The organism is Hanstruepera ponticola (assembly GCF_012931685.1).
Lineage (GTDB): Bacteria > Bacteroidota > Bacteroidia > Flavobacteriales > Flavobacteriaceae > Hanstruepera > Hanstruepera ponticola.
On the sequence record NZ_JABANC010000001.1, the window covers coordinates 977,425 to 1,003,374 of the forward strand.

At 34.4% G+C, this 25,950-nt stretch carries 16 protein-coding genes; 11 read left to right on the forward strand and 5 right to left on the reverse strand.

The features are described from left to right. The first annotated feature begins 31 nt into the window (after positions 1–31). On the forward strand, positions 32–724 hold the full coding sequence (locus tag HGK31_RS04335; protein WP_191858634.1) for a LytR/AlgR family response regulator transcription factor: 693 nt from the start codon (positions 32–34) through the stop codon (positions 722–724). A 28-nt stretch (positions 725–752) separates the two neighbouring features. After that, positions 753–1,328, forward strand: a complete 576-nt coding sequence (locus HGK31_RS04340; RefSeq protein ID WP_191858635.1) for a hypothetical protein — start codon at positions 753–755, stop codon at positions 1,326–1,328. A 29-nt stretch (positions 1,329–1,357) separates the two neighbouring features. Here the strand turns inward: HGK31_RS04340 and HGK31_RS04345 are convergent, their stop codons facing one another. After that, positions 1,358–1,894 (reverse strand): hypothetical protein, encoded by a 537-nt coding sequence (locus HGK31_RS04345; protein WP_191858636.1) that lies wholly within the window; start codon positions 1,892–1,894, stop codon positions 1,358–1,360. A gap of 207 nt (positions 1,895–2,101) precedes the next feature. Then, entirely contained in the window at positions 2,102–4,192 is a 2,091-nt protein-coding gene (locus tag HGK31_RS04350) for a S46 family peptidase (protein ID WP_191858637.1), read from the reverse strand. Between the two features lie 79 nt (positions 4,193–4,271). Between HGK31_RS04350 and HGK31_RS04355 the strand changes: the two genes are divergently transcribed. From HGK31_RS04355 to HGK31_RS04365, 3 genes are all read left to right on the forward strand, one after another. After that, entirely contained in the window at positions 4,272–5,414 is a 1,143-nt protein-coding gene (locus HGK31_RS04355) for a methionine aminotransferase (protein ID WP_191858638.1), read from the forward strand. Positions 5,415–5,479: 65 nt separating this feature from the next. Next, positions 5,480–5,833 carry a hypothetical protein gene (locus HGK31_RS04360; RefSeq protein ID WP_191858639.1) on the forward strand — a complete coding sequence of 118 codons (354 nt, stop codon included), beginning with the start codon at positions 5,480–5,482 and terminating at the stop codon, positions 5,831–5,833. 15 nt (positions 5,834–5,848) lie between these two features. Beyond that, positions 5,849–6,628, forward strand: a complete 780-nt coding sequence (locus HGK31_RS04365) for an amidohydrolase (RefSeq protein WP_191858640.1) — start codon at positions 5,849–5,851, stop codon at positions 6,626–6,628. Here the strand turns inward: HGK31_RS04365 and HGK31_RS04370 are convergent. After that, positions 6,615–8,171: an Ig-like domain-containing protein gene (locus HGK31_RS04370; protein WP_233450979.1), complete on the reverse strand. Its 1,557-nt coding sequence runs from the start codon at positions 8,169–8,171 to the stop codon at positions 6,615–6,617. The two genes, HGK31_RS04365 and HGK31_RS04370, sit on opposite strands and share 14 nt — an antisense overlap. Before the next feature lie 99 nt (positions 8,172–8,270). Further along, positions 8,271–8,951, reverse strand: a complete 681-nt coding sequence (locus HGK31_RS04375) for a ComF family protein (protein ID WP_191858642.1) — start codon at positions 8,949–8,951, stop codon at positions 8,271–8,273. Positions 8,952–9,107: 156 nt separating this feature from the next. Between HGK31_RS04375 and HGK31_RS04380 the strand changes: the two genes are divergently transcribed. Both HGK31_RS04380 and HGK31_RS04385 read left to right on the forward strand, forming a co-directional pair. Then, positions 9,108–9,992, forward strand: coding sequence for a hypothetical protein (locus tag HGK31_RS04380; protein WP_104735333.1), 885 nt, complete (start codon positions 9,108–9,110; stop codon positions 9,990–9,992). A 63-nt stretch (positions 9,993–10,055) separates the two neighbouring features. Beyond that, positions 10,056–11,597, forward strand: coding sequence for a glycine--tRNA ligase (locus tag HGK31_RS04385; protein WP_191858643.1), 1,542 nt, complete (start codon positions 10,056–10,058; stop codon positions 11,595–11,597). Between the two features lie 73 nt (positions 11,598–11,670). Here the strand turns inward: HGK31_RS04385 and HGK31_RS04390 are convergent, their stop codons facing one another. Next, the gene (locus tag HGK31_RS04390) at positions 11,671–15,105 is read right to left on the reverse strand and encodes a hypothetical protein (protein WP_191858644.1); all 3,435 of its coding nucleotides are present in this window, start codon (positions 15,103–15,105) and stop codon (positions 11,671–11,673) included. A gap of 122 nt (positions 15,106–15,227) precedes the next feature. On the opposite strand from HGK31_RS04390, the gene HGK31_RS04395 reads away from it, so the two are divergent. The 4 genes from HGK31_RS04395 to HGK31_RS04410 all read left to right on the forward strand — a co-directional run bounded on the left by HGK31_RS04395 (position 15,228) and on the right by HGK31_RS04410 (position 25,648). After that, positions 15,228–15,989, forward strand: coding sequence for an exodeoxyribonuclease III (locus HGK31_RS04395; RefSeq protein WP_191858645.1), 762 nt, complete (start codon positions 15,228–15,230; stop codon positions 15,987–15,989). A 19-nt stretch (positions 15,990–16,008) separates the two neighbouring features. Continuing rightward, positions 16,009–16,965, forward strand: coding sequence for an OmpA/MotB family protein (locus HGK31_RS04400; RefSeq protein ID WP_191858646.1), 957 nt, complete (start codon positions 16,009–16,011; stop codon positions 16,963–16,965). 33 nt (positions 16,966–16,998) lie between these two features. Then, on the forward strand, positions 16,999–18,036 hold the full coding sequence (locus HGK31_RS04405) for an NADP(H)-dependent aldo-keto reductase (RefSeq protein WP_191858647.1): 1,038 nt from the start codon (positions 16,999–17,001) through the stop codon (positions 18,034–18,036). A 202-nt stretch (positions 18,037–18,238) separates the two neighbouring features. Beyond that, a complete protein-coding gene (locus HGK31_RS04410; RefSeq protein WP_191858648.1) occupies positions 18,239–25,648 on the forward strand; it encodes a T9SS type A sorting domain-containing protein in 7,410 nt (2,469 codons plus the stop codon). The last annotated feature ends 302 nt before the right edge of the window (positions 25,649–25,950 follow it).

The following is a 25,950-nucleotide window of genomic DNA, read 5'->3' on the forward strand; positions in this document are numbered from 1 at the left end:
CCTACGCAGGAATGACAGAAAACAAAATGAAATGACATGCATAATAATTGAAGACGAAATTCCAGCTCAAAACATTCTCAAGAATTTTTTGAAGAAGTTACCTGATATGAAATTGGTAGCAACGTTTAAAGCGGCTATTGAAGCCAATAATTTTCTAAAGAATGAAACTGTTGATATGGTGTTTTTAGACATTAATTTACCTGATATTTCTGGAATTGATTTCATTAAAACTATTAAAAACCCGCCAGCTATTATTATGACAACGGCTTACCCAGATTATGCAGTGAGCAGTTTTGAACTGGATACTATTGTTGATTATTTAGTTAAACCGTTTTCATTTGATCGCTTTTTAAAGGCCATTAATAAAGTCAAAAACAGGATTGAAAAACCAGAAGCGATTAATCCTGATCAGACTGAAATTCTATTTTTAAATGTAGACAAAACGCTTCATAAAATTGTTTTAGATGATATTATCTATATAGAATCGGACAGAAATTATATTACGGTTGTTACTACGAAACAAAAACTATCTTATATAGAGTCGCTTAAAAGCTGGAAAGAAAAATTACCTGACAATCAATTTATTCAAACCCATAAAAGTTACATTATAAACCGCAAGTATGTCGATAAAATTGCGGGAAATGAGATTTATGTAAACAGCAATCGATTACCTATTGGCAGAACCTATAAGCAGGACTTGTTAAGGAAGTTGAGAATTGTTTAGTAATTTATAAATTTGAAAAAAAACAAAAATGATTTTTAGCAAGCCTCAATTAATTAATGTCCTATTTGTTCTTTTTACTTACTATGGATTTAGTCAAGAAGTCAATTATAAAAAGATTAAAAATTACATTTGTTTAAGTGACAACCAAACTAAATCGGTATTAAATTCAAAAGGGTTTGAATTAAAAATTCCTAAAACGTGGTGTGGATATAAAGGATTTCATGATATTCTAATGTTTTCTCCAAAATCGCTATTGAATTTTAGTAAGAATCATTATAAAAATAATCTTTACGTAGCTATGTATGACAACCCAAGTTACAATAGTAAGAATATTGAAGAAGCATTTAGAAACCATTACCCCTTGTTAAATGTTAAGACAGAGTTTACTCCAGTTTATGATGAAAGTGTTCATGAAATTTATGGGAAATATTATATTGTTAAACGAAAATCCATTCAAGAAGGGCAAAATCTAATGAATCTAGATTTGTTGTTTAATTATAAAAACCGAGACTATATAATTCATTATTCCGTGTTGGAAAAGGACTTTAATGCCAATCTAAATGAGGTTATTCAAATAATGGAATCTTTTAAGATTGTTGAATAAAGGCAAAAGATTTGTTTGGTTGCAGTTAATTACAATCCAAAACTTTTAATCTTTTCCTCTCCCCAACTTTCTTGAATATCAAAATTTAATTTAATCAATTTAATATCAGCATTTTTATTATTATGAGCTTGATCTTCCCAAATCTTTACATGATCTTTATTAAGTCTTCCAGAATAGATAGCCCAAGATAAGAATATATAAAAGTCATGGTTTTTAGACATGTCAATCGTAGCATTAGTTCCATCTAAATGCATCATCCCATCTAACATGTCTTCTAACTTATACGTGTCTGAAGTTTTATAGGTTTCCTTTTTGTTTAATTGCTCAATAAAATCAAATGCACTAGCATTACAGGCATACTCATCACCATACGGAATGTATTCTCCTTTGTTATTAAAGATGTATACATCTGGAATTGAGTTAGTTTTTGCTAACATTTTCTTCAAAAAGGAATTGTAATTATATGCATAAACGTTATCAGTGCTTAATTCTATTTTGTCTAGATATTTTTTAATTGAATCTTCATTTTCTACTGCTGGATCTTTAATGCCATATGCTGTTTTCATAACAGATTTACAGTTGGTCAATAACAATGAAGCACAAAAAATTATAATTATCTTATTTTTCATAATAAAGTTTAAATGGTAACAGTCACTTCGAGTGATTTCGTTATTACGAAATCGTATCAAGAAGTCTTGTTAAGTTCTCGATACAATTTTCTTTGATTTCGACAGGCTCAATCTGACAGAAAACCAATCGAACTGACGTGAAAATTACTTCTTTGGATGCACCAATTTCATTTCATCAATCAGGTGTTTAGCTCCTGCATATTTATCAACAATAAACAATACATAACGTAAATCCACCATGATGTTTCGGCAAATTTCTGGATCGTAATTCATGTCACTCATGGTGCCTTCCCAAACACGATCAAAATTCAAACCAACTAAATTACCATGAGCATCAATAGCCGGACTACCTGAATTTCCTCCTGTGGTGTGATTTGTTCCTAAAAAACAAACTGGCACTTTTCCGTTAGAATCGGCATATTGTCCGTAATCTTTTGCCTCATATAAATCAATCAATTTTTGTGGCACATCAAATTCATAATCGCCTGGTACATACTTTTCAATAACACCATCCAAATAACTAACTGGCTGATAATACACAGCATCCCTTGGTGAATACCCACGTACTTGTCCATAAGTAACACGCAATGTGCTGTTGGCATCTGGGAAATAACGAGCATTTGGTAAGGCTTTCATTAATGCTGTCATGTACTCGGTTTGAAGCGCAGTTATCGGTTCGTTTTTTTGTTCAAACTCCACATTAATAGATGTATAGAATTCTTCAATCATTGGCTTGGCGTAAGCATAGGCAGCATCTTCGTTAAGTTTTTTTATAACGTCTTCTGCTGAACCTTCAAATAATTTTAAGGCACTATCCAAATTGGTAAAAGCAGTATTGTTATAAATGTTTGGGTCAATATTGGTTTTGTTATACAAAGGCATTACGGCTTCAAAAACACCTTTATCCACATTAACATCGTAGTTTTTGTGAATGCCACTTAATAGACCTGTTATATAGGCTCTATCTTTTTCAATATTATCTGGATTCTGTTTTAACGATTGTTCAACCTGATAGGCTCTAAACGTCATTTGCATCAATTCATTGGTTACCAAAAACACTTCAATGAAATTTCGGCGCTTAACATTGACATCAGCAAAATCTTTATATAGTTTGTCAAATTCAGGTAAGATATAGCCATACTTGTCTTCAAGTCCTTTTTCTTTTAAAGCTTTAGTGAATGTGGCTTCAAATGCTTTGCGTTCAGCAACCGCATTACTTTTTTCGATTCCTAAATTTTCACCAATCCATTTTTTCCAAGCATTAGCAATACGTGCTTGTTTGGATGCATATTTAATACGCACTTCGTCATCAGCTTTCATTTGTGCATCAATAACTTTTAAAGCTGCTTCACGAATAGCAATATTACTTGGATTATAGTCTTTTGTAATATGCTCAATAGCAACGGCTGGAAGGTACTCGTCGGTACGACCTGGAAAACCAAATACCATTGTGAAATCGCCTTCGGCAACGCCATCTAAAGAAACTGGTAAAAAGTGTTTTGGTTTGAATGGTACGTTGTCTTCACTATATTTTGCAGGACGATTGTTTTTATCGGCATAAATTCTAAACAGTGAAAAATCACCCGTATGTCTTGGGAATACCCAGTTGTCAGTATCACTACCAAACTTACCTATACTACTTGGTGGTGCACCAACCAAGCGGATATCTTCATAACGTTCTGTTACAAATAAGAAATACTGATTGCCTTTGTAAAATGACTTGACTTTAGTGTCTTGCCAAGCCTCTTTTTTTACTTCAGCTTGTAGGCTATTACTGTTTTTATCAATGGTCGATTGCTTTTCCTTTTCGGTCATTTCTTCGGTTACACCTACTAAAACTTGGTCAGTAACATCTTCAATGCGAACAATAAACTCAATGAACAGACCTTCGTTTGGTAATTCTTCATCTAAATTCATAGCCCAAAAACCATCCTTTAAATAATCGTTTTCTAATGAAGAATGCGATTGAATTTGACTAAAACCACAATGATGATTAGTTAAGACTAACCCTTTTGGGGAAATTACTTCACTTGTACAACCACCGTTAAAATGACCAATGGCATCTTTTAAACTGGAGTTATTAACGTCATAAATATCTTTAGCGGTTAACTTACTGCCCAAAGCTTTCATTTCGTTCTCGTTCATGCCTTCCAATAACGAAGGAATCCACATACCACCTTGTTGTGCTGAAACTTGAAGTGTAATAAAAAGAAAAAGAATTCTGAATAATTTCATAGTGTATAAATTTTGAATCTTTCAAAGATAAAAAGTTCTGGTTATAAAATTGTTAATTGAAGTTATTACCTTTACAAATATGAGTTATAAGTCAAAATTACCACATGTTGGGGATAGTATTTTTTCGGTGATGAGTGCTTTATCTAATAAGCATAATGCCATTAATTTAGCTCAAGGATTTCCTAATTTTAAAAGTGACCAGAAACTGATTGATTTAGTCTGCAAAGCCATGAATTCTGGTTATAACCAATATGCACCTATGCCAGGAAATTCAGAATTGCGTCAAGCTATTTCAAAGAAGTTTGAACACTTGTACAATGTAACCTATCATCCGGAAACTGAAATCACAGTTACGGCAGGAGCTACGCAGGCCATTTTCACAATTATTTCAACCTTTATAAAACAAGATGATGAGGTAATAATTTTTAAGCCAGCATATGATTGTTACGAACCCAGTGTTGAGTTGTTTGGAGGAGTTGTGAAGTCTATTCCATTACATGCACCAAATTATCGTGTTGATTGGGAATTAGTTAAAAATACTATAACCCATAAAACCAAGATGATTATTATCAATACGCCACATAATCCAAGTGGAACTGTGTTATCTGAACAAGATATGTTACAGCTACAGAGACTTACGGAAAATACAGATATCATTGTTTTAAGTGATGAAGTGTATGAACATATTATATTTGATGGACTAAAACATCAAAGTGCTTGTCTGTTTCCTAATTTAAAATCACGTAGTTTTATTGTAGCTTCTTTTGGAAAGACTTTTCATAATACTGGTTGGAAAATGGGATATTGTTGCGCACCTAAAGACTTAATGGATGAGTTTAGAAAAGTGCATCAGTTTAATGTATTTGCGGTTAACCACCCCATGCAAAAAGGATTAGCCGATTATCTGCAAGAACCAAGTCATTATTTAGAATTATCAGAGTTTTACCAAGAAAAGCGTGATTATTTTCTAAAATTAATTCAGGGCTCAAGGTTTCAATGTAATACATCTCAAGGAACGTATTTTCAGGTTTTAGGATTTTCAGATATTACAAATGAAAGTGATGTTGAATTCTCGAAAAGACTAACTATTGACAATGGTTTGACATCTATACCCATGTCTGTTTTTAATGAGCAAGGAAAGGATGATAAAATGTTGCGGTTTTGTTTTGCTAAAACCAATGAAATATTAGAGCAAGCTGCCGAGATATTAAATAAAATATAATTCGTGTTACTAATCTTAAATTATTGTGTCTAAAGCTTTATATTCACAAATAAATGAATTAATACATGAAAGGAATAATTTTGTTTTTGGCATTGATAATGTTTAGCTTTAATCTATCTGCTCAAGGATTGAGTGAGAAAGAAACTAAAGCCATTCACAAAGAGCACCAAAAAGCTGAAAAAGAAATGAAGCGTGCTGAAAAAAAGCACAAAAAGGCAGAGAAAGAACACCAAAAGAAAGAAAAAGCTAGAAAAAATTTAGAGAATGCTAAAGAGAAGTATGAAGATAATCAATCTAAATACCAAAAACTTAAAGCCAAAGGAAAGCTTGACGCAGATGCTGAAGAGAAATGGTTAAAGAAACTAGATAAACTAAATGAAAATATTATAAAAACAGAAAAGAAACTTAAACAGACTTAAGCATCAAAAATAACTATGCAAAACCAACTAAAAACAGCCATTATTCAAACCGATTTAGTTTGGGAAGATGCCAAAGCTAATCGTAAAAACTTCGAACAAAAATTTGAAGAACTACCATCAGATATAGATTTGATTATACTTCCTGAAATGTTCACAACAGCTTTTACCATGAATGCTGAAGCAGTTGCTGAAACCATGGACGGAAAGTCCGTTGCTTGGATGAAGAATCATGCAATGCAGCTAGATACTGCTTTAATGGGAAGTCTTATAATAAAAGAAAATGATAAGTTTTATAACCGTATGATTTTTGCTTTTCCTGACGGTTATATAGTTACTTATGATAAACGTCATACATTTTCTTTGGCAGGAGAAGACAAGGTGTTTGAGGCTGGTAAAGAAAAAGTTATTATTGATTATAAAGGTTGGAAATTGTGCCCATTAATTTGTTACGACTTGCGTTTTCCAGTTTGGTCTAGAAACACTGCAGAGTATGACGTAGTGATTTACGTAGCTAATTGGCCAAAACCAAGAATTGCAGCTTGGGATGCCCTTTTAAAAGCAAGAGCTATTGAAAACATGAGTTATGCTGTAGGAGTTAATCGAATTGGGATTGACGACAAACAAAATGAATATTGTGGTCATTCAGCGGTATATGATGTTTTAGGAAATAACATAACACCTATTAGACCAAACAAAGACCAAATAGAAACTGTGACTCTTGAGAAAAAGCACATTACCTATTATCGTGAAAAGCTCAAATTTCTCGATGATAAGGATACGTTTACAATAATGTAAACTCTACAATCAAATCAAAGTTGGAACGTATCTCTTGTATTTTAGGATAGTAGCTGACACGTTCAGGTTGGCGTCTTTCAAGAAATTTACCAGGATCATATTTGCCATTTTCATTAGCATCATAGATTACTCTTAAGAAGAGATCACCTGTTTCTAAATGCCTAAAATCAAGAGGCTCTGGTTTGGTGCTATATAATTCATATTTTACTTCGCCTTGCTCTGTTACTAATTGAACAATTGCAGGGTATTCAGCATTTTTTAAAATCACTCGCAGATTACCATAATCAGCAAAAGTTTTGGTGTTTAGGTTATACCTTAAAGTGTCATTAGTGTCACCAAAAAAATCAGTAAAAGCTTCAGGTAGAATTTCAATCTTATAGCGTTCACTTTCTTTCTTTTCAAAGTTGAAGATATACGTGTTTGTAATTGAATCCAACTTGGTCGAAAAAGTTACCGCAAGGGAATCTTTATCTAAAATACGTACTTTCTCTTTATCAAAATTTGTAAATGGAACCGAGCCCGAAATTTCAAAATCTTGATTAAAATTTATGGATCCGGCTGGTGAAGCAGAAACTGTTAATGTGTCTCTGGTTTGTTCACTTATTTTAACTGTAAAATCTTCAGAGTAGTCAGTATTAGTAACATTAAATAATAATGAATCAACTTCTAAACGTGGTTTATACCAATAATTCAAAGTGTCAGACTTGGCATCTTTTGTAATACGGTATTCATAGTTATCAGGTACTTCAGATAGTACTTTAATTTGGACATTCTTATAAGGGCCTTCATAGCCAAACCCTATTTTTTCACCTGAAATTAATCGTGGTCTAATAATTTTAGGATCTAATTCCTCTTTGAATAATTTTAACGTAAAAAGGCTATCCGTTGGGACATCCACATAAGTATCTTGAAAGGCTATTTTATCTGTTTTAGGTTGGAATTTATAATCTTGATTTTCATCCTTTATTGCAACCATCAAATACTTGCCAGCTTTTAAGTTTTCTAAAGTGAAAGTTGTTGTACTATCTAGAGTGTTGGTAATATATCTGGGTTGTTTATTATAAATTATAGAATCCGTTAAAGTAGAGTCCACTTCATACAGCATGACTGACACAAAATCATCAGGTTTCTTTAAGGTTGCATCAATAATTTGTCCTTTAACTGAAAGAGAATCTATATAATCACCCGTTGAAAAAACGTATTTATAGTAAGGAAAAGGATTCTCTTCGTTATTATCAACAATACTGTTCCCAAAGTTAAAAGTATAGGTAGTATTTGGAGACAGTGTATCCGTTATTTTTATTTTTATGTCTTTACTAGCATTACCCAAAGGAGTAATTTCTGGAATAGGATCCATTGGTGGAGAAATAATCAGTTGGCGTTGGAGGTTCTTGATTTTTATATATTCATCAAATTGGATTTTAATTTCATCTCCATCAAAATTAACCGATTGATTTTCAGGGTCTGATTTAACAATTGTTGGCGGTGTAACATCTTTAATTCCACCACTAGGTCTTCCTCTATTGGCACAATTGGAAATCATGAGCAATAAAGCTATTATGAAAATAAAATTTGAAAATAAGTTCCGCATTTCTACCAATTATTTGTGCAAAGAAACAACATATTTATCATTAACAAAACATCAAGATGCCACAGCCATTGTTGCAATACTAATTTTAACATTAGGTGCTTTTTGTAAAACCAGAATACAGGATTCCAAGGTAGCACCAGTTGTAACTAAATCGTCAACTAATAAAATATGTTTGTTGGCAATCCTTTCAATATTTTTGGTTTTAAAAACTTCAGGATTATTAAACCATCTTGAAATACGATTTTTGTGAACCTGTGAATTTGTATTGGTTGTTTTTATGAGTACATCTTCTATAAATTCAGCCTGAAGAGTTTTGGCTATTTGTTGTCCAAATAGGCTTACTTGATTGTAACCTCTTTTGCGTTGTTTCTTTTTGTGTAAAGGAACAGGTATGACCGCATCAACATTATTATAATGTCCACAATTGTGAAGTTCATTACCAAGCCAATCACCCAAAAACTGACCTATTTCCTCAAAACCTCTATATTTTAAATTATGAATTAACCTTTGGGTAATACCTTTCTTTTCAAACCACAGTAAGGCTGTGGCTTTTTCAATTTGGCATCGCCCATAAAGAATATTTTCAACTGTTTTGTCTTGGTTAAAATGAAAGTTGGTAACCGGTAAATCATGCCTGCAAGTGGTGCAAATATACAGCTCATTGTCATGAAGCAAATTGTTACAAGCGTAACATACTTTTGGAAAGAATATGTCAATTAGATGCTGCAACATTATTAAAGAATTTATTATAAATATATTACAAGTTTATTATTTCAAACATATAATTTGACCAGCAACTTTGTTTTTAACAAGTTTTTTATCTTTTTATCGATAAAAATCACGCAACACAATCTTAATATTTAGATTCGTAGGATAAAATTAATTAAGATGATAGTTAACCCTCAATTATTTAACTACAGATTAATTATTGGTACTTTGGTGATAGCCATTGTTGTATTAGGGTCGTATAGTTTTTCTAGTTACAACACACTTAAAAATCATGAACAGTTTGTTCAACAAGAAGTTAATCTTGTTCAAAACGAATTATCGGACATGATTGCACTTTATGATGAGGTGAGTGTTGATAACAAGGAATTAGCATTACAGTTACAACAGTCACAATCTAGAATGCAAATTATTCTTGATTCGTTGAAAATGGCAAAAGCTAATTTCCCTTTAATTTCTAAGTATAAAAATGAAATTGCAGTTTTAAAACAAGAACGAAGAAGCTTGTTTAAGCAAATTCAAACTATTCAAAATAAGAACAACGATCTCGTTGAAGAAGCACAGCATGTTTCAGAAAAACTGGAAATACAAGCCAATACAATTACCATGTTGTCTGAAGAGAATGCTAAACTTGAGAGCATTGTCAATGAGGTGACAGCCTTAAAATTAGCCAATATTGATGTTTCGGCGATTATTACAAACAATACAAATTATGATGTTGAGACTACAAAAGCAGTTGAAGCAGATAATTTAGAAGTGTGTTTTACAGTTCAGCAAAATGCTTTCTCACCTGAAGGGAATAAAGATATTTATGTACAAATTTTAGGACCAGATAACAATGTGGTTTCAGATCGTGGTGCTGTGTCCTTTGGAGATTCAGAATTAATTTACAGTGGAAAAACATCTGTTAATTATAGAAATAAAAACCTTGATGTTTGTACCAAAATCAATGTTAATCAAAAACAAAAATTAAAAAGAGGAAATTATATAATTTCCGTTTTTCATGATGATTTTAAATTAGGATCATCAGAGATAATACTTAATTAACTAATCAATTTTATTTTTCAAGAAACCGTTCCATTAATTGGAGCGGTTTTTTATTTTTGCAGCATGGCAAACAACGACGATCAATTTAAAAAAGTAATCTCTCATGCAAAGGAGTATGGTTACGTATTTCAAAGTAGTGAAATCTACGATGGATTAAGTGCAGTGTATGATTATGCTCAAAACGGAGCAGAATTAAAAAAGAATATTCGCGACTATTGGTGGAAAGCCATGGTGCAAATGCATGATAACATTGTGGGTATTGATGCAGCCATTTTTATGCATCCAACCACTTGGAAAGCCTCTGGTCACGTAGATGCGTTTAACGATCCGTTGATTGATAACAAAGATTCTAAAAAGCGCTATCGAGCGGATGTTTTAATAGAAGATTATTGCGCCAAACTGGAAGCCAAAATTGATAAGGAAGTCGCTAAAGCTGAAAAACGTTTTGGTGATGCTTTTAATAAAGAGGAATTTATATCAACAAACGGTCGAGTTCTAGGTTACCAAGAGAAAATTAACGCTATTCTATCACGAATGGGCAAGTCTTTAGAAAATGAAGATTTAGCCGATGTCAAAGCTCTAATTGAAGAGCTTGAAATAGCCGATCCACTATCAGGAAGTAAAAATTGGACAGATGTAAAGCAATTTAACCTCATGTTTGGAACCAAACTAGGTGCGTCTGCTGAAACAGCTATGGATTTGTATTTACGTCCTGAAACCGCTCAAGGGATTTTTGTTAATTTCTTGAATGTTCAAAAAACAGGCCGCATGAAAATTCCATTTGGTATTGCCCAAACAGGAAAAGCCTTTAGAAATGAAATTGTTGCCAGACAGTTCATTTTTAGAATGCGTGAGTTTGAACAAATGGAAATGCAATTTTTTATCAAGCCTGGTACCCAAAAGGAATGGTTTGACTATTGGAAGGAAACCCGATTAAAATGGCATAAATCTTTAGGAATGGGAGATGACAATTACCGTTTTCATGACCATGAGAAATTAGCGCATTATGCCGATGTGGCAACTGACATCGAATTTAAATTCCCGTTCGGGTTTAAGGAATTAGAAGGAATCCATTCGCGTACCGATTTTGATTTAAAGCAACACGAAGAATATTCTGGAAAGAAATTACAATATTTTGACCATGAAGAAAATGCGAGTTACACGCCATATGTTTTAGAAACCTCAATTGGTCTGGACCGTATGTTTTTGGCTGTGTTCTCAAATTCATTGGTTGAAGAAGAATTAGATAATAATACCACAAGAACCGTTTTAAAACTACCAGCAGTTTTGGCTCCAACAAAAGCTGCCATTTTCCCATTAGTTAAAAAAGATGGCTTGCCAGAAGTTGCCAAACAAATTGTTGATGATTTAAAATGGGATTTTAATGTGTTTTATGATGAAAAGGATGCTGTTGGAAAGCGTTACAGACGACAAGATGCCGCAGGAACACCATTTTGTATAACAGTTGACCATGACACATTAGAAGATAACAGTGTTACCATTCGTCATCGTGATACTATGGATCAAAAACGTGTTAAAATAGACGAGCTTCGAGACATTATTAAAAAAGAAGTTGATGTTAAGGAATGGTTGATGAAGATGTAATATACTCCTGCAAAAGCAGAAATCTCAATATCAAAATCCCAGGTTAGCACTTGGGATTTTTTGTTTCACTTTTTTAAAAATAAGCCTTTAACTGAACATTCCCAGTATGTATCACTTTACTGGTTTCAGATTTTCTGCCGTAATAGGTCAGGTTTAAATCTAAATACCTTGTAATTTTTTTCTGTGCCAACACACTCCAGGTGTAGTTTTTTCCTGGTTGTAAGCCTTCCATCATTTGATAAGCCACAGCGGTATTGGCACTACCAGCAAAATCATTTGTGAAATAATTAAATTCGCCACTTATGGCAGACTTTTGAAAGTTAGCAAAGGTGAACGAGGCACCATATTTTTGCTGTTTTAAGGTTTCAAAATTACTGATGGTATTTTCTTTTGAGGCATATTGAAAGAATACATCAAAACGTGTGTTGTCATTTAAGAGGTATGATAATTTGGGATTCAAGTTGGTTTCGTCAATATCAAAGTTCTTGCTGGCATAGTTTTCACTGATACTGATGTTATTGTTGAAATTAGATTCCAGATTTAGTAACCAACTGGTGGCAAATTTATGTGTAAACTGCAGTTTATGACTTTTCAGTTTGCTTTCAATAAAACCAAATGATAAGGTGTTTTTTGTGGCGTTTGTCAAATAGGTGTAAGACGTTGTATAGCGTTGCTTCCCACGATTAAAAAACAAAACACTCCTAAAGTTTTGTTGTAATGCCAATTGATTAGCCTCATCACCACCAAACGGATTTAAGTTAAAGGTATTGCCCTCTCGCTTTTCTTTCCTATCAATTAAAAATGAGGTTTGACTATGAAAATGCGATAATACTTTTAAAAAACCGTGGTCGCTATTTGACCATTGTTGTGGGTTTAAAGTCAATAATTGGCTCAACCTATTTTGATGGGTTTTAATAAAAACCTGGTTGGGTAACAGCACGCGAATATAATCAGCTTCATCCTGAAATTGTGCTAATTCAAATTCCTCCAATTCTTGAATACCATTGTTGTTATAATCAATCCACGTGTAAATACCAGTGCCAGATTCTACTTCCACATACGTAAAGTCTTGCTGTGGTAAGGTACCAGAATTGGTTTCAAAAATAGTATTCCAATAAATGAGTTGTTCAAAAAAACGTTGCCCATAAATTAGACGTGAATTTAAAGACTGTTCATTTTCTTTATCAGCGTCAACATCTTTCAAAACGCGATAATTGGCATAAATTGATAAATTAGTTTGGTTATTTTGAATAATTCTGGAATCTAAATAAACTGTATTCGAGGTATTTACTTTTTGAAGGGTGTTGTTTCTAATGCTATCATTGGTTCGGTATTTGTAGCCGACTTCAGCAAATATTTTGGTGCTATCACCAATACCTGCAAAAACTTCGTATGATTGAAATCGTTGACTCAATGGTGTATAAGCGTTAGTTTCTTTTTCTTTTTGCTCATTGTCTTCCAGGCCTATTCGTGTTCCTGTCCAAGCTTTGTTAAAACTATAGGTTACTTGATTATAGGAACGTAAGAATGTAGAAGTGTTAGTACTAGCCGTTGCCGATAAAAAACTGGAATTTGAAATAATACGCCAACGATTTAAATTGAAATTAAGACCCATCAAATGCCTATTGCCGTTAAAGTTATCAGTGTAATTTAAATGTTCAAACTGATAATTGGCAATTCCTTTTTTGGTATGAAATAGGCTTAAACCAGATTTGAAAATCAATTGATTGCCAAAGTTGGTAATATTCTGCGAGCCAGTTTCCAAACCTAAATTCCAGTCACGGTTAAATTCCGCATTATAAATACGCTGAATGGTTCTAAAGTTTTCATTGATATAATCGGTGTCTATATTTGCAGTGATATTCCATAAACTATCATTTTTCACAATAGCTTGATCAATTTTGAGCTTGGCTGCATAACCGTCATTATTGTCATCATCAATACTTGAGAACAAATTTAAATCGTTCTTGCTGCCTGCTATTTCAAAGCCAATATTGGTTTTTTCTGTTGGTGTATAAGCACCATTTACAATAGCCAATTGCAGTTTGGTAGGTGCGACTAGCTGGATAATAGGCTCATAATTTCCCTGTGGAATTCCAGCTATGGGCTCTACATATTCATAAATGGTTGAAATAGCATCAATTGAACTTACTATATAATTCCCTTGGTTTTCACCTACTAATGAAAATGTGACACTAAATAGCGTGTCATCTGGATTATTGGAAAACACAAAGGCTTCAACACCATTAATAATTTCTTTCTTATAAAGAATACGATTTTCATTGAAGGCTTCAGGTGTGCTTGAAGGTGCTACCATTAAACTCTTGTCGTCACCAGCTTCAGATAATATTTGAACCTGTTCTTCAGATAGATTTTGCTGCAGCGGATTATTTTTGGAGTCATTTTCACTATAAACACTTACGCCTAGTTTTAATTTGTCACTTGTATAATTTCCGCCACCAAAAACCACTAAACGCGAATAGTTTCTCTCGCTAAATTGGTAATCGACAGTGATTCGCATTTCTGAAGTTATAGGGAAAGTAGCATTAAAGATGATTTCGCCAGCATTATAATCAATAATGTAATCTTTATTTTCACCACGTTCTAATGGTATGCCATTTACATAAACCGTTTCGCTTCCCGAAACAATTAGTACATATAACTCTTCATTGGGTCCTCTCAATTTATAAGGCCCTTGATTGCCTTCTTGAGCTATAAACTGACTTGTAGTAAATTGGCCTCGCACCAAAGCACCAGCAGCAAATAAATTGGTTGTAGATTCCGAATGGTTTAATCGGGCATTTATAGAAAGTCCTTGGACGCGTTTGCTGAAATTTCCAAAATAAGAATTGTTGTTTTCTAAATCCACATCACCAGCTCGTATTTTCCAATTATCACTAAACAATTCAATAAACACCTGGTCAAATTCGTCCAAACGCTGTGAATAACCACTCTCTTGCAAAGGAATATTGGCATCTTGAATAGATGCCCTTAATGATACTTTCTCACTTAATTTACCTGTAACCTGTAAATCCAATTCGCTGTTCAATACCGAATTCTGATTATTACCAATAACGATACCACGTGAAATACTACCGGTAGTTGTTAATCCATCAAATGGTGTGAAATTTGATTTTTCGCTAGGTTGGGAAAGCTTATACAATTTCTGCTGATTGGTTGTATTGGCTAATATGATATCATCTTCTAATTGCCTGTAGGTTTTGGTCAAAAAATCTGGATAAAGTAAATAGCTTATAATTATGGAATCTGATGGGATTGGGTTTGTAATTGTTAAAGTAGCTTTGGCAAAATCAATTTTATAAAAAGAGGCGTCAACAAAAGAACTGTCTTTAGTCTTGATTGAAAAAAAACTAGAATTGATACTTACAGAATCGATAACGATTGTGTCAGAAACAGCCACTTTTTTGCTTTTGTAATTAGAGTTTTGGTCTTGAGCAAAAGCACAAAAACCAATAAAAAATAATAAAAGCGTTGCAGTTAATTTCATTTGATACTTAAACTACTTTATATCCAAAATATTTTGTTGATAGTTTTTGTTAAAAGCACTTTAAATTAATAGTGTAAAAGTAACGCATTATTTATTTTAGCTGAAATTCTAATAAGTTAAAGATGAAAATCATTTCATATAATGTTAATGGTATAAGAGCTGCAATTAATAAGGGCTTTATAGATTGGTTGAAATCGGCAAATCCTGATGTTATTTGTTTGCAAGAAATTAAAGCCATGGAAGAACAATTGGATTTAAACATTTTTAAAGAAGCAGGTTATCATTTTCAATATTGGTTTAGTGCTCAAAAAAAAGGGTATAGTGGCGTAGCAATTTTAAGTAAGGTTCAGCCTAATCATATAGAATATGGAACAGGAATCGAATCTATGGATTTTGAAGGCAGAAACCTTCGTTTAGATTTTGATCATTTCTCTGTAATGAGTTTATACTTGCCATCTGGAACCAATGACGCTAGATTGGATCATAAACTAGAATACATGGATATGTTTCAAAACTATATTAATGATTTAAAAGTAGAGATACCCAATCTTATTATTTGTGGTGATTACAATATATGCCATGAAGAAATAGATATCCACAATCCCAAAATGAAAGGAGTTTCAGGATTTTTGCCAGTTGAACGTGAATGGATTGGTAACTTTATTAGAAGTGGTTTTATTGATTCCTTCAGGTATTTACATCCAGAAAAACAAGAATACAGTTGGTGGAGTTACAGAGCCAATGCTAGAGCCAACAATAAAGGTTGGCGATTGGATTATGCAATGGTGTCAAAACCTTTACAAGAAAATATAAATAGAGCCGTTATACTTTCGGAAGCAGTGCATAGCGATCATTGTCCTATTTTATTAGAAATAAGTAACTAACAGATTAATAGCATTTTAAATGAAAAAACAAATTTTAGGAGTTTTAGTAATCGTCATGATAAGCTCCTGTGTATCTCCAAAAGTATATAAAGATTTAGAAAGTAAATACAATACTTTAAAAGATCAGAATAGAGAACTTGCTTCAGAAAATGATGCCCTTCTAAAGGCAAAAAATCAAGCCTTAAATGATTTGAATGCTTTGCAAAAAGAATATGACGAAACGTTGGCGCAACGTGACAAATTACAGCGTGATTATAATGCTACAAAGTCTAGTTTGGATAATCTAAAAGCATCCTATGATGCACTTGAAAAAAACAGTTCAGCTTCAATTGCTGAAAATGCTCAAAAAAATCGTGAATTATTGGCGCAACTAGAGGCTAAAGAACAAGCTTTGGCAGCTGAAAATGCGCGATTGGAAAGGCTGAAAAAAGAACTTGAAGATCGATCTAATCGTGTTGCAGAATTGGAAAATGTGTTATCTGCAAAAGACGCGCAAATGAAGCGTTTAAAAGATGCTATATCTAGTGCGTTGACTGATTTTGAAGGTAAAGGATTAACCGTAGAACAACGCGGTGGAAAGGTTTATGTGTCCATGGAAAACAAATTGTTGTTTGAGTCCGGAAGCTGGGCAGTTGGTTCAAATGGAAGAGAAGCAGTCAATCAATTAGGAAATGTATTGGCAGACAATCCTGAAATCGCAATCCTTATTGAAGGTCATACGGATAATGTGCCTTATAAAGGTAGTGGGCAATTAAGCGGCAATTGGGATTTATCTACAAAACGTGCTACTGCAATTGTAAACATTTTAAGAGAAAATAGTTCAATTAATCCTGAAAATTTAACGGCGGCTGGTCGAGGTGAATATGCGCCAATAGCATCAAACGATACGGCTGAAGGAAGAGCTAAAAATAGACGTATTGAAGTTATTTTAACACCAAAGCTAGATGAGATTACCAAATTATTAGATGATATGTAATTTTTTTGAAATTCAAATCACAAGATCAATCTTATGAAATATACCAACTTACCACATACAGATATTAAGGTCAGTAAAATTTGTTTAGGAACCATGACTTGGGGAAATCAAAACACCGAATCTGAAGGTCATGAGCAAATGGATTATGCACTTGCCCAAGGCGTTAACTTTTTTGATACGGCTGAATTGTATCCCGTACCAGCAACGGCTAAAACCTATGCTGAAACGGAGCGTATTATTGGTAATTGGTTTCATAAAACAGGCAATCGAGACAAGGTGGTTTTGGCGACAAAAATTGCAGGACCTGGAGACTATACTGCACATATTCGTACCAATGGTTTTAGTCGAGATGCATTAAGGGATGCGGTTCATAATAGCTTAAAAAGGCTTAAAACAGATTATATTGACTTATACCAATTGCATTGGCCTGAAAGACAAACAAATACTTTTGGGGTTAGAGATTACAAGCACAACCAAAGCGACAAATGGCAAGATAATTTCAATGAAATTTTACATACTTTAAATGAAATTATAAAGGATGGTAAAATAAGACATATTGGTATTTCAAATGAAAAAGCTTGGGGTGCCATGCGCTATCTGGAGGAATCAAAAAGAAATAATCTACCAAGAATGGTTACCATACAAAATGCTTACTCACTTTTAAATCGTGTTTTTGAAGGTGACATGGCTGAACTATCCATTCGTGAAAACATGGGTTTATTAGCATATTCCCCTATGGCATTTGGAGTGTTATCTGGTAAATATATAAAAGGAAATGCTTCAGATAATTCGAGATTGAAATTATTTCCACGATTTTCTCGTTACAGTAGCGAGCAATCAACAAAAGCAACCAAAAAGTACATGGAATTGGCTGCTAAAAACAACATGTCCCTTGCTCAAATGGCATTGGCATTTGTGACACAACAACCCTTTGTAGCCAGTAATATTATTGGTGCTACAAATATGAATCAACTAAAGGAAAATATTGATAGCATCCATGTCAATTTGAATAAAAGTGTTTTAGAATCAATAAATGAAATCCATAAATTGATTCCAAATCCAGCTCCTTGATTAGAGGAAAATGCTATAATCTTCGACAAACAGTTCCTGCTTATATTGTGTTGTCCAATTCAACGAATAAAGAAGTAGTTTGTCATATAGTTCCTCTGTAAACAATCATTTTCATTAATTTTAAGGCTCTATATTTTACGGTCCCAGTAAAATAGTTACAACCTACTGCATTATTAGTCATTAAACCTAACAATTAATAACAATGAAAAAATTTACATTTTCCATTTTATTTGGGTTGATTTCACTTTGTGGGTTCTCTCAAATAGGATTAACTGAGAATTTCGACAGCGGATTGGTTCTACCAACAGGTTGGACGTCTGATTCTGGAGATTATTTTGGAGCTGTAGTTCAAGTTTGTCAGACACTCTCACCAAGAGCAAACTTATTTGACGGCAATACTACTGCCCACCTAACTTCACCCAACATTGTTGGAGCCTCTAACGCCAGTGAGCTGACCGTTACATTCGACTACAAAATAGTCGATTGGTCAGCAGCTACTGATGCCACACCACCTGGTTGGGGTGAAATTCGCATACAGTACTCCACTAATAATGGTGGCAATTGGACAACCATTGAAACAATCAATGATGATAATCATATTACGTCTAACGAGTGCTTTAATTTTAGTACCACTGTTGATGGTGCTGATTTACCAACAGGCTCGGACTTCAAGCTGCGCATAGATGCAACTTGGTTAGAAGGAACTTATTACATATATATAGATAACGTTACGGCAACACAGGTTGTTGTAGATCCACCTTCATGTGTGAATCTAATTACACCAGCCAATGGTGCAAATGGTGTTGGAATTAACACTAACTTAGAATGGAGTGCAGCTTCAGGTATTCCAACAGGCTATACATTGACTGTGGGTACAACTCCAGGCGGAACAGATGTGGTAGATAATCAAGATGTAGGTTTATCCACATCTTTCAATTTTGCGGCACCTTTGGAATATTCAACTACTTATTATGTAACAGTATTAGGTTATAATGCAAATGGACCTGCAGAAGGATGTGAAGAGTTTTCATTTACAACAGGAGCTGATCCAAATGCACCAGTAGATTGTGCAGCAGGCACACCAATTAACACGGTATTTTGTTATGATAACAATGAGACGATGACCTGGAACTTCCAAAGTTCAGATGGTGGTCCAATGAACGTGTTTTTTAATGCTGGACAAATGGAAGGCTGTTGTGATGAGGTTACCATTTATGATGGTACAGATAACACAGGAGTAGTATTATATGATGACAACAATGGCGGAGATATGACAGGTGTTTCTGTTAATTCCACAACAGGATTTATATTCATAGAGATAGATAGTGATGGTTCAGTGAGTTGTGCATCTAATGGTTATACACCATTGAATTTTGATGTATCCTGTATAGATACTACGGCTGTACCAAACTGTAATTCAGTATTAACAACACCAGCGAATGGTTCGGTTGATGTTAATGAAAACACAGACATCACGTGGAGTTCAGCTTCAATCATTGTAACTGGTTATACAATTTCGATAGGAACTACACCAGGAGGGACAGATATACTAGACAGTTTTGACAACGGACCAGCAACAACTTATGATCCGGGGACATTAGATTATGAAACCACATATTATGTAACTATTGTACCATATAATGATAATGGTCCTGCGATTAATTGTAATGAACAGAGCTTTACAACAAGAGACGACCCTAATCAAATAGTTGATTGTTCAACTGGAGAAGTTGTAAACACAACTTACTGTTACGGTCCAAATGACACGATGGTATTCAATTATGCTAGTAGTGATGGTTCACCTTTATCAGTTGTGTTTAACGCAGGTCAGGTAGAGAACAATTGGGATGAGTTGATAGTTACTGATTCTGATGGAACCGAATTATACAATGGCTACGGTAATGCAGGAAATTTAGCAGGATTGGTATTTGTTTCTTCAGGAAGCACTATAGCAGTTGCTATTAATTCAGATGGTGTAGGAAGCTGTACAACAAGTGGCTATACACAATGGGATATTGATGTTTCATGTGTCGATACTACAGCACTGCCAAACTGTAATGCATCCTTAACAGGTGAAGTTGAAGATGGAACAACTGACGTAAGTGAAAATGAAGATTTAACATGGAGTGCTGCATCTGTTTTTGTTACAGGATATATAATCAACATGGGAACGACTCCAGGAGGTACTGATGTATTAGATGGTGTTGATGTTGGTAATGTTCTTACCTATGACCCAGGTACTTTAGCTTATGAAACAACGTACTACGTTACTATTATACCATATAATGATAACGGTAATGCAACAGATTGTACAGAGGAAAGCTTTACTACTAGACCAGATCCAAATCAAATCGTTGATTGTGAATCAGGGCAAATTGTGAATACAACTCATTGCTACGAAAATGGTACAAATAACTTATATGTTGAATTATATAGTTTCCAAAGTTCTAATGGTAATCCGTTAAACATGTTTTTCCATTCAGGAACTATTGAAACCTGTTGTGATACCATTAGAATAGAAGAAGGAGATGGAACTGTAATCTATCAAGGTACTGGTACTGCCGGAAATTTAGCAGGTTTATCATTAAATTCTACAACCGATAGAATAGTTATGTTTGTTGAAGCAGATGGTTCAGTGAGCTGTTCAAGTGGCAGTAGAATAGAATGGGATTTTGATGTATCATGTATAGATGTATCAGCAGTGCCCAACTGTAATGCAGCCCTAACTGGTGAAGTAGCAGATGGATCAATTGATGTTGATGAAGATGAAGATCTAAATTGGAGTCCAGCTTCTATTATTGTTACAGGATATGTTATTAATATGGGTACTACGCCAGGAGGTACTGATGTGCTAAATGGTGTTGATGTTGGAAATGTCTTAACATATGATCCAGGTACATTAGATTACGATACGACATATTATGTGACAATTATTCCTTACAATGATAATGGTAATGCAACTGACTGTACTGAAGAAAGCTTCACGGTAAGATCAGATCCATTCCAAATCGTTGATTGTGATGCTGGACAAGTAGTAAATACAACCCATTGTTACGAAAATGGTACGAATAATGTATATGTTGAATTGTATAGTTTCCAAAGTTCTTCAGGTTTCCCATTAAATATCTTATTCAACTCTGGAACGATAGAAACATGTTGTGATACATTAAGAATCGAAGAAGGAGATGGTACAGTATTGTATCAAGGAACTGGAAATGGTGGAGATTTAACAGGTCTTGCATTTACTTCCACGAGTGATACTATTATAGTTTTTGCAGAAGCTGACGGTTCTGTGAGTTGTTCAAGCGGCAGTAGAGAGATATGGGATTTTGACGTTTGGTGTCAAACGTGTGTGCCACAAACCGTAAGTTTTGATGTGGTAAATGGTGATTGTATTACTGACCCTAACAACCCAGTATTTGAGGTTAGTGTTGATGTCACTGATATGGGAAGTGCTGAATCAATTACAATTTCTGATAATCAAGGTGGAGCACCACAAGTTTTAAATGGAGTTGGAACGGTTACTTTTGGCCCTTTTGCGGCTAATACAAATGTTATTATAACAGCGGCAAATACTGATGACCCTAACTGTATCATTGAAAGTAATCCGTTATCATTTTTATGCCCACCACCACCAAACCCTTGTTCTATAGCATATGCTGGAGAGGATACGGCAGTGGATTGTGAAAATCCAGATGCGGAATTGACGGCTAATTTCCATCTTTATGGTCAAGACACTGAAAACTATGATATAAATGCTATTGATACATGTCCAACACCTCCTGTTGATGGAGCAACACCAACAAGTGTTGAAACGGATGATGTGTGGTCTGAAGTTATTGATTTAGGGTTCGAGTTTTGTTTCTACGGAGGGACTTATGATCAAATTATTGTAGGTTCTAATGGTGTTTTAAGTTTTGAAACAGAGTTTGCCAACACTGGAAATGGTTGGGCATTTGATCCTGAAGATACTTTACCAAATAATGATAACCCATCTATTACTGAAGGAAATATCTTTGGTGTAGGTCATGATATTGACCCAAGTGTTTGTGGAAGTATTGATTATGTTGTACTTGGTTCTTCTCCTTACAGACAGTTTGTTGTTAATTATAATGCTGTTTGTCATTTTGGATCTCAATGTAATTCAAATACATCTACCACTCAAATTGTACTTCATGAGTCATCAAATAATATTGATATACATATCTTAAGTAAGCCAACTTGTACAGCTTGGAATGATGGTTTAGCAGTAGTTGGATTACAGAGTGTTGATGATACACAAGGTGTATCACCTCCAGGTAGAAACATGGGTGTTTGGACAGTTGATGAACCAGAATCTTGGAGATTCTCTCCATCTGGAACGCCTAATTATACATTACAATGGTTAGATGATGAAGGTACTGTTGTTGGAACAGAAGATACTGTAACGGTATCTCCAACAGAAACAACAACTTATACGTTTGCCGTAACTTATGATTTATGTACAGGTGGTCAAGCTACAGTTACAGATGATGTAGTTGTAAGTCATACTGGCGGAGGCGGAGGCGATGCTTCATTTACAATGGAAGCAACTTGTGATGGTGGTACTGCAACTATAACCGGAGATGAAGGAGGAACCTTTGCATTCAACCCTGAACCAGATGATGAAGCTGAAATAGATGAAAGTACTGGAACTATAACAGGAGGGACTCCTGGAGAAACCTATACAGTTGAATATACACTAGGCGATGAAAACTGTCCTTCAGTGAGTACTCAAGATGTTACAGTATTGGATGCTGAAGATGCGTCCTTTACTATGGATTCAACTTGCAACGGTGTTACAACTACCATCACTGGAGATACTGGAGGAACATTTAGTTTTAATCCAGAGCCAGGAGATGAGGCAGAAATTGATGCTGAAACAGGTGAAATTACCAACGGAACTCCAGACGCTACTTATACGGTTCAGTACACAACTGCTGGTGATTGTCCAGCAAGTAGTACCCAAGATGTAACGTTGTTATCTGCAGAAGATGCTTCGTTTACACTAGAAGCTACTTGCGATGGTGCGATTGCAACCATAACTGGAGATGCTGGAGGAACATTTAGTTTTAACCCTGAGCCAGGCGATGGTGCCCAAATAGATTCTGATGGAACTATAACTAATGGAACACCAGGAGCAACTTATACGGTAGAATATACTACAGCTGGTGAATGTGCTTCAAGCAGTTCACAAGATGTTACGGTGTTATCTGCAGAAGACGCTTCGTTTACACTAGAAGCTACTTGCGATGGTGCGATTGCAACCATAACTGGAGATGCTGGAGGAACATTTAGTTTTAACCCTGAGCCAGGCGATGGTGCCCAAATAGATTCTAATGGAACAATAACTAATGGAACACCAGGAACTACCTATACAGTAGAATATACAACAACTGGAGAATGTCCAGCCACTAGCACACAAGATGTAACAGTTTTAGATGCTGAAGATGCATCGTTTGCATTGGAAGCAACTTGTGATGGTGCTACTGCAACGGTAACTGGAGATGCAGGAGGAACATTTGCGTTCAACCCTGAACCAGGAGATGGTGCTCAAATTGATTCTAATGGCAACATTACAAATGGAACACCAGGAGCAACCTATACAGTTGAATACACTACTTCAGGACCTTGTCCAGCTAGTAGCACACAGACAGTAACTGTATTGCCAGCTGAAGATGCATCATTTACATTAGATTCAACATGTACCGAAGCGACAGCAACTATAACCGGTAATATTGGAGGTACATTTGCCTTTAATCCAGAGCCAGGCGATGGAGCAGAGATTAATGAAACAACAGGTACGATAACCAATGGAACATTAGGTAATACCTATACTGTAGAATATACAACTTCAGGTCCTTGTCCTGCTAGTTCAACAGAGACAATTACATTAGAGGATAATGTGCCTCCAGTGGCAATTGCTCAAGATATTACAATTGAGTTAGACAGTTCAGGTAATGCAACTATTACTGCTGAAGATATCAATAATGGATCATCAGATGATTGTGGAATTGCATCAATTTCAATTGACATAGATACTTTCAATTGTGATAACGTTGGTGATAATACAGTGACATTAACTGTAGTTGATGTTGCAGGAAATGTATCAACAGCAACAGCAACAGTTACTGTGGAAGATAACACAATGCCTGATGTTGTTTGTAACAACATTACAGTCTCATTAGACTCAAGTGGAAGTTATACATTATCAGCTGCAGACCTTGATGCTATTAGTTTAGGAAGTAGTGATGCTTGTGGAATTGCATCAATGAGTGTTTCTACAGAAAATTTCTCTTGTGAAGAAATAGGTGATAATACAGTAACGCTTACTGTTGTAGATGTAAATGGAAATGAGAATAGTTGCGAGGCAACAGTTACTGTTGAAGGTGTTATTCCTGAATTATCAATTACTGAAGAACCACTTTCAGTATTCTGTCAAGGTGTAATTTTAACGGCTGAAAGTGACGTGCCTGTGACTTATGAATGGTCTACTGGTGAAGACACCCAAAGTATTACTGTTACCGAAAATGGAACTTATGGTGTTACAGTGACTTCAGAAACAGGTTGTACAACTTACGCTGAATATTTAGTGACTAGTATTATTGAAGGAACACCTTTATCTGATTATACAATTTTTGCATCAAATGAAGTTTTCCTTCATGGCAATAATGCTGTTCAATCGGGTGGTGTTGGAGTAGGTAGTGCAAACGGTGAAATTAAGTTACATCAAGATAGTCATATCGAAGATTTTGGTCAAGCTACATCATTTACACTTAACCAAGGTAGTACGATTGGTGAAGAAATAAACAATCCTGCAAATCCAATCATGCCTGATTTTATTTATAATACGCTTTCAAGTAATAATAGTGAAACTGTTAGAATTTCTAATGGAGATACACAAACACTTGATGGAGAAGTTTATGATGAAGTATGGGTAAGAGCAGGAGCAACCGTTATTTTCTCACAACCAAACGTCTTTATTAACAGATTAAAAACAAGCGAAGGAGCTACTGTAGAGTTTGAAGGTTGTTCCAATGTATATTTGAATAGCATGTTTATGTTAGCAAAATATGGAACTATCAATTCCAATGGAAATGCTATAACATTCTATGTTAATAATGATGTTCATATTGAGAAAGGATCTGACGTGAACGCAGTCATTTATTCAACAGGTCAAATTTTAGCTAAAGGATCTAATGTGAATAGTAATAACCCTGAACCAACTTACATGACTGGTTTATTTATTGCTAATAAAGTTCACGGTCTTAACAATGTTATTTGGAATGCAGCTGATATATGCGACCCATGCCCAGTATATGATGATGTTTCCCCTCAAAACAGAGAAAGTCAATTTGATGCTGTAGCATGGCCAAACCCATCAAACACAACATTTGATATGAGAATTATTTCTCCAGATGTTAATAATGATGCAGTTGTATATGTTTATGATATGAGTAATAAGTTAGTTCATACTGCTACATTCAGACCAGATCAAAAGCATACATTTGGATCTGATTTAGATGGAGGAGTTTATATTGTTAAAGTTAAACAAGCTAAAAACTCTAAAGTAATTAGATTGATTAAATATTAAATTTCATAAAATTTATAAATTAAAATGCCTGGTAAAACCAGGCATTTTTTTTTGCCTTCTATAAAGTAGTGGGATTTAATAGAAATAAAGGAAGTTCACTTTAACGATTAAATTTGTCGTTAGTCTATTAACTATAGGTTTGTTTATTCATGACATAAAAATTCCTAATTTTAAGGATTAATTTTTTTGAAAAGATAAAACAGACTAAATCTAATATGATTTATAAGTTTTTTTAAATTTTATTTAAGTCTTAATCAGTTGATATTAAATGATTTAAGACAACTAACTAACTTATTGATTAA

What these genes read in the sequence shown, in the direction of transcription:
- HGK31_RS04335 (WP_191858634.1), top strand. Translation starts at nt 32, where the DNA reads ATGACATGCATAATAATTGAAGACGAAATTCCAGCTCAAAACATTCTC.
- HGK31_RS04340 (WP_191858635.1), top strand. Translation starts at nt 753, where the DNA reads ATGATTTTTAGCAAGCCTCAATTAATTAATGTCCTATTTGTTCTTTTT.
- HGK31_RS04345 (WP_191858636.1), bottom strand. Translation starts at nt 1,894, where the DNA reads ATGAAAACAGCATATGGCATTAAAGATCCAGCAGTAGAAAATGAAGAT.
- HGK31_RS04350 (WP_191858637.1), bottom strand. Translation starts at nt 4,192, where the DNA reads ATGAAATTATTCAGAATTCTTTTTCTTTTTATTACACTTCAAGTTTCA.
- HGK31_RS04355 (WP_191858638.1), top strand. Translation starts at nt 4,272, where the DNA reads ATGAGTTATAAGTCAAAATTACCACATGTTGGGGATAGTATTTTTTCG.
- HGK31_RS04360 (WP_191858639.1), top strand. Translation starts at nt 5,480, where the DNA reads ATGAAAGGAATAATTTTGTTTTTGGCATTGATAATGTTTAGCTTTAAT.
- HGK31_RS04365 (WP_191858640.1), top strand. Translation starts at nt 5,849, where the DNA reads ATGCAAAACCAACTAAAAACAGCCATTATTCAAACCGATTTAGTTTGG.
- HGK31_RS04370 (WP_233450979.1), bottom strand. Translation starts at nt 8,171, where the DNA reads ATGATTTCCAATTGTGCCAATAGAGGAAGACCTAGTGGTGGAATTAAA.
- HGK31_RS04375 (WP_191858642.1), bottom strand. Translation starts at nt 8,951, where the DNA reads ATGTTGCAGCATCTAATTGACATATTCTTTCCAAAAGTATGTTACGCT.
- HGK31_RS04380 (WP_104735333.1), top strand. Translation starts at nt 9,108, where the DNA reads ATGATAGTTAACCCTCAATTATTTAACTACAGATTAATTATTGGTACT.
- HGK31_RS04385 (WP_191858643.1), top strand. Translation starts at nt 10,056, where the DNA reads ATGGCAAACAACGACGATCAATTTAAAAAAGTAATCTCTCATGCAAAG.
- HGK31_RS04390 (WP_191858644.1), bottom strand. Translation starts at nt 15,105, where the DNA reads ATGAAATTAACTGCAACGCTTTTATTATTTTTTATTGGTTTTTGTGCT.
- HGK31_RS04395 (WP_191858645.1), top strand. Translation starts at nt 15,228, where the DNA reads ATGAAAATCATTTCATATAATGTTAATGGTATAAGAGCTGCAATTAAT.
- HGK31_RS04400 (WP_191858646.1), top strand. Translation starts at nt 16,009, where the DNA reads ATGAAAAAACAAATTTTAGGAGTTTTAGTAATCGTCATGATAAGCTCC.
- HGK31_RS04405 (WP_191858647.1), top strand. Translation starts at nt 16,999, where the DNA reads ATGAAATATACCAACTTACCACATACAGATATTAAGGTCAGTAAAATT.
- HGK31_RS04410 (WP_191858648.1), top strand. Translation starts at nt 18,239, where the DNA reads ATGAAAAAATTTACATTTTCCATTTTATTTGGGTTGATTTCACTTTGT.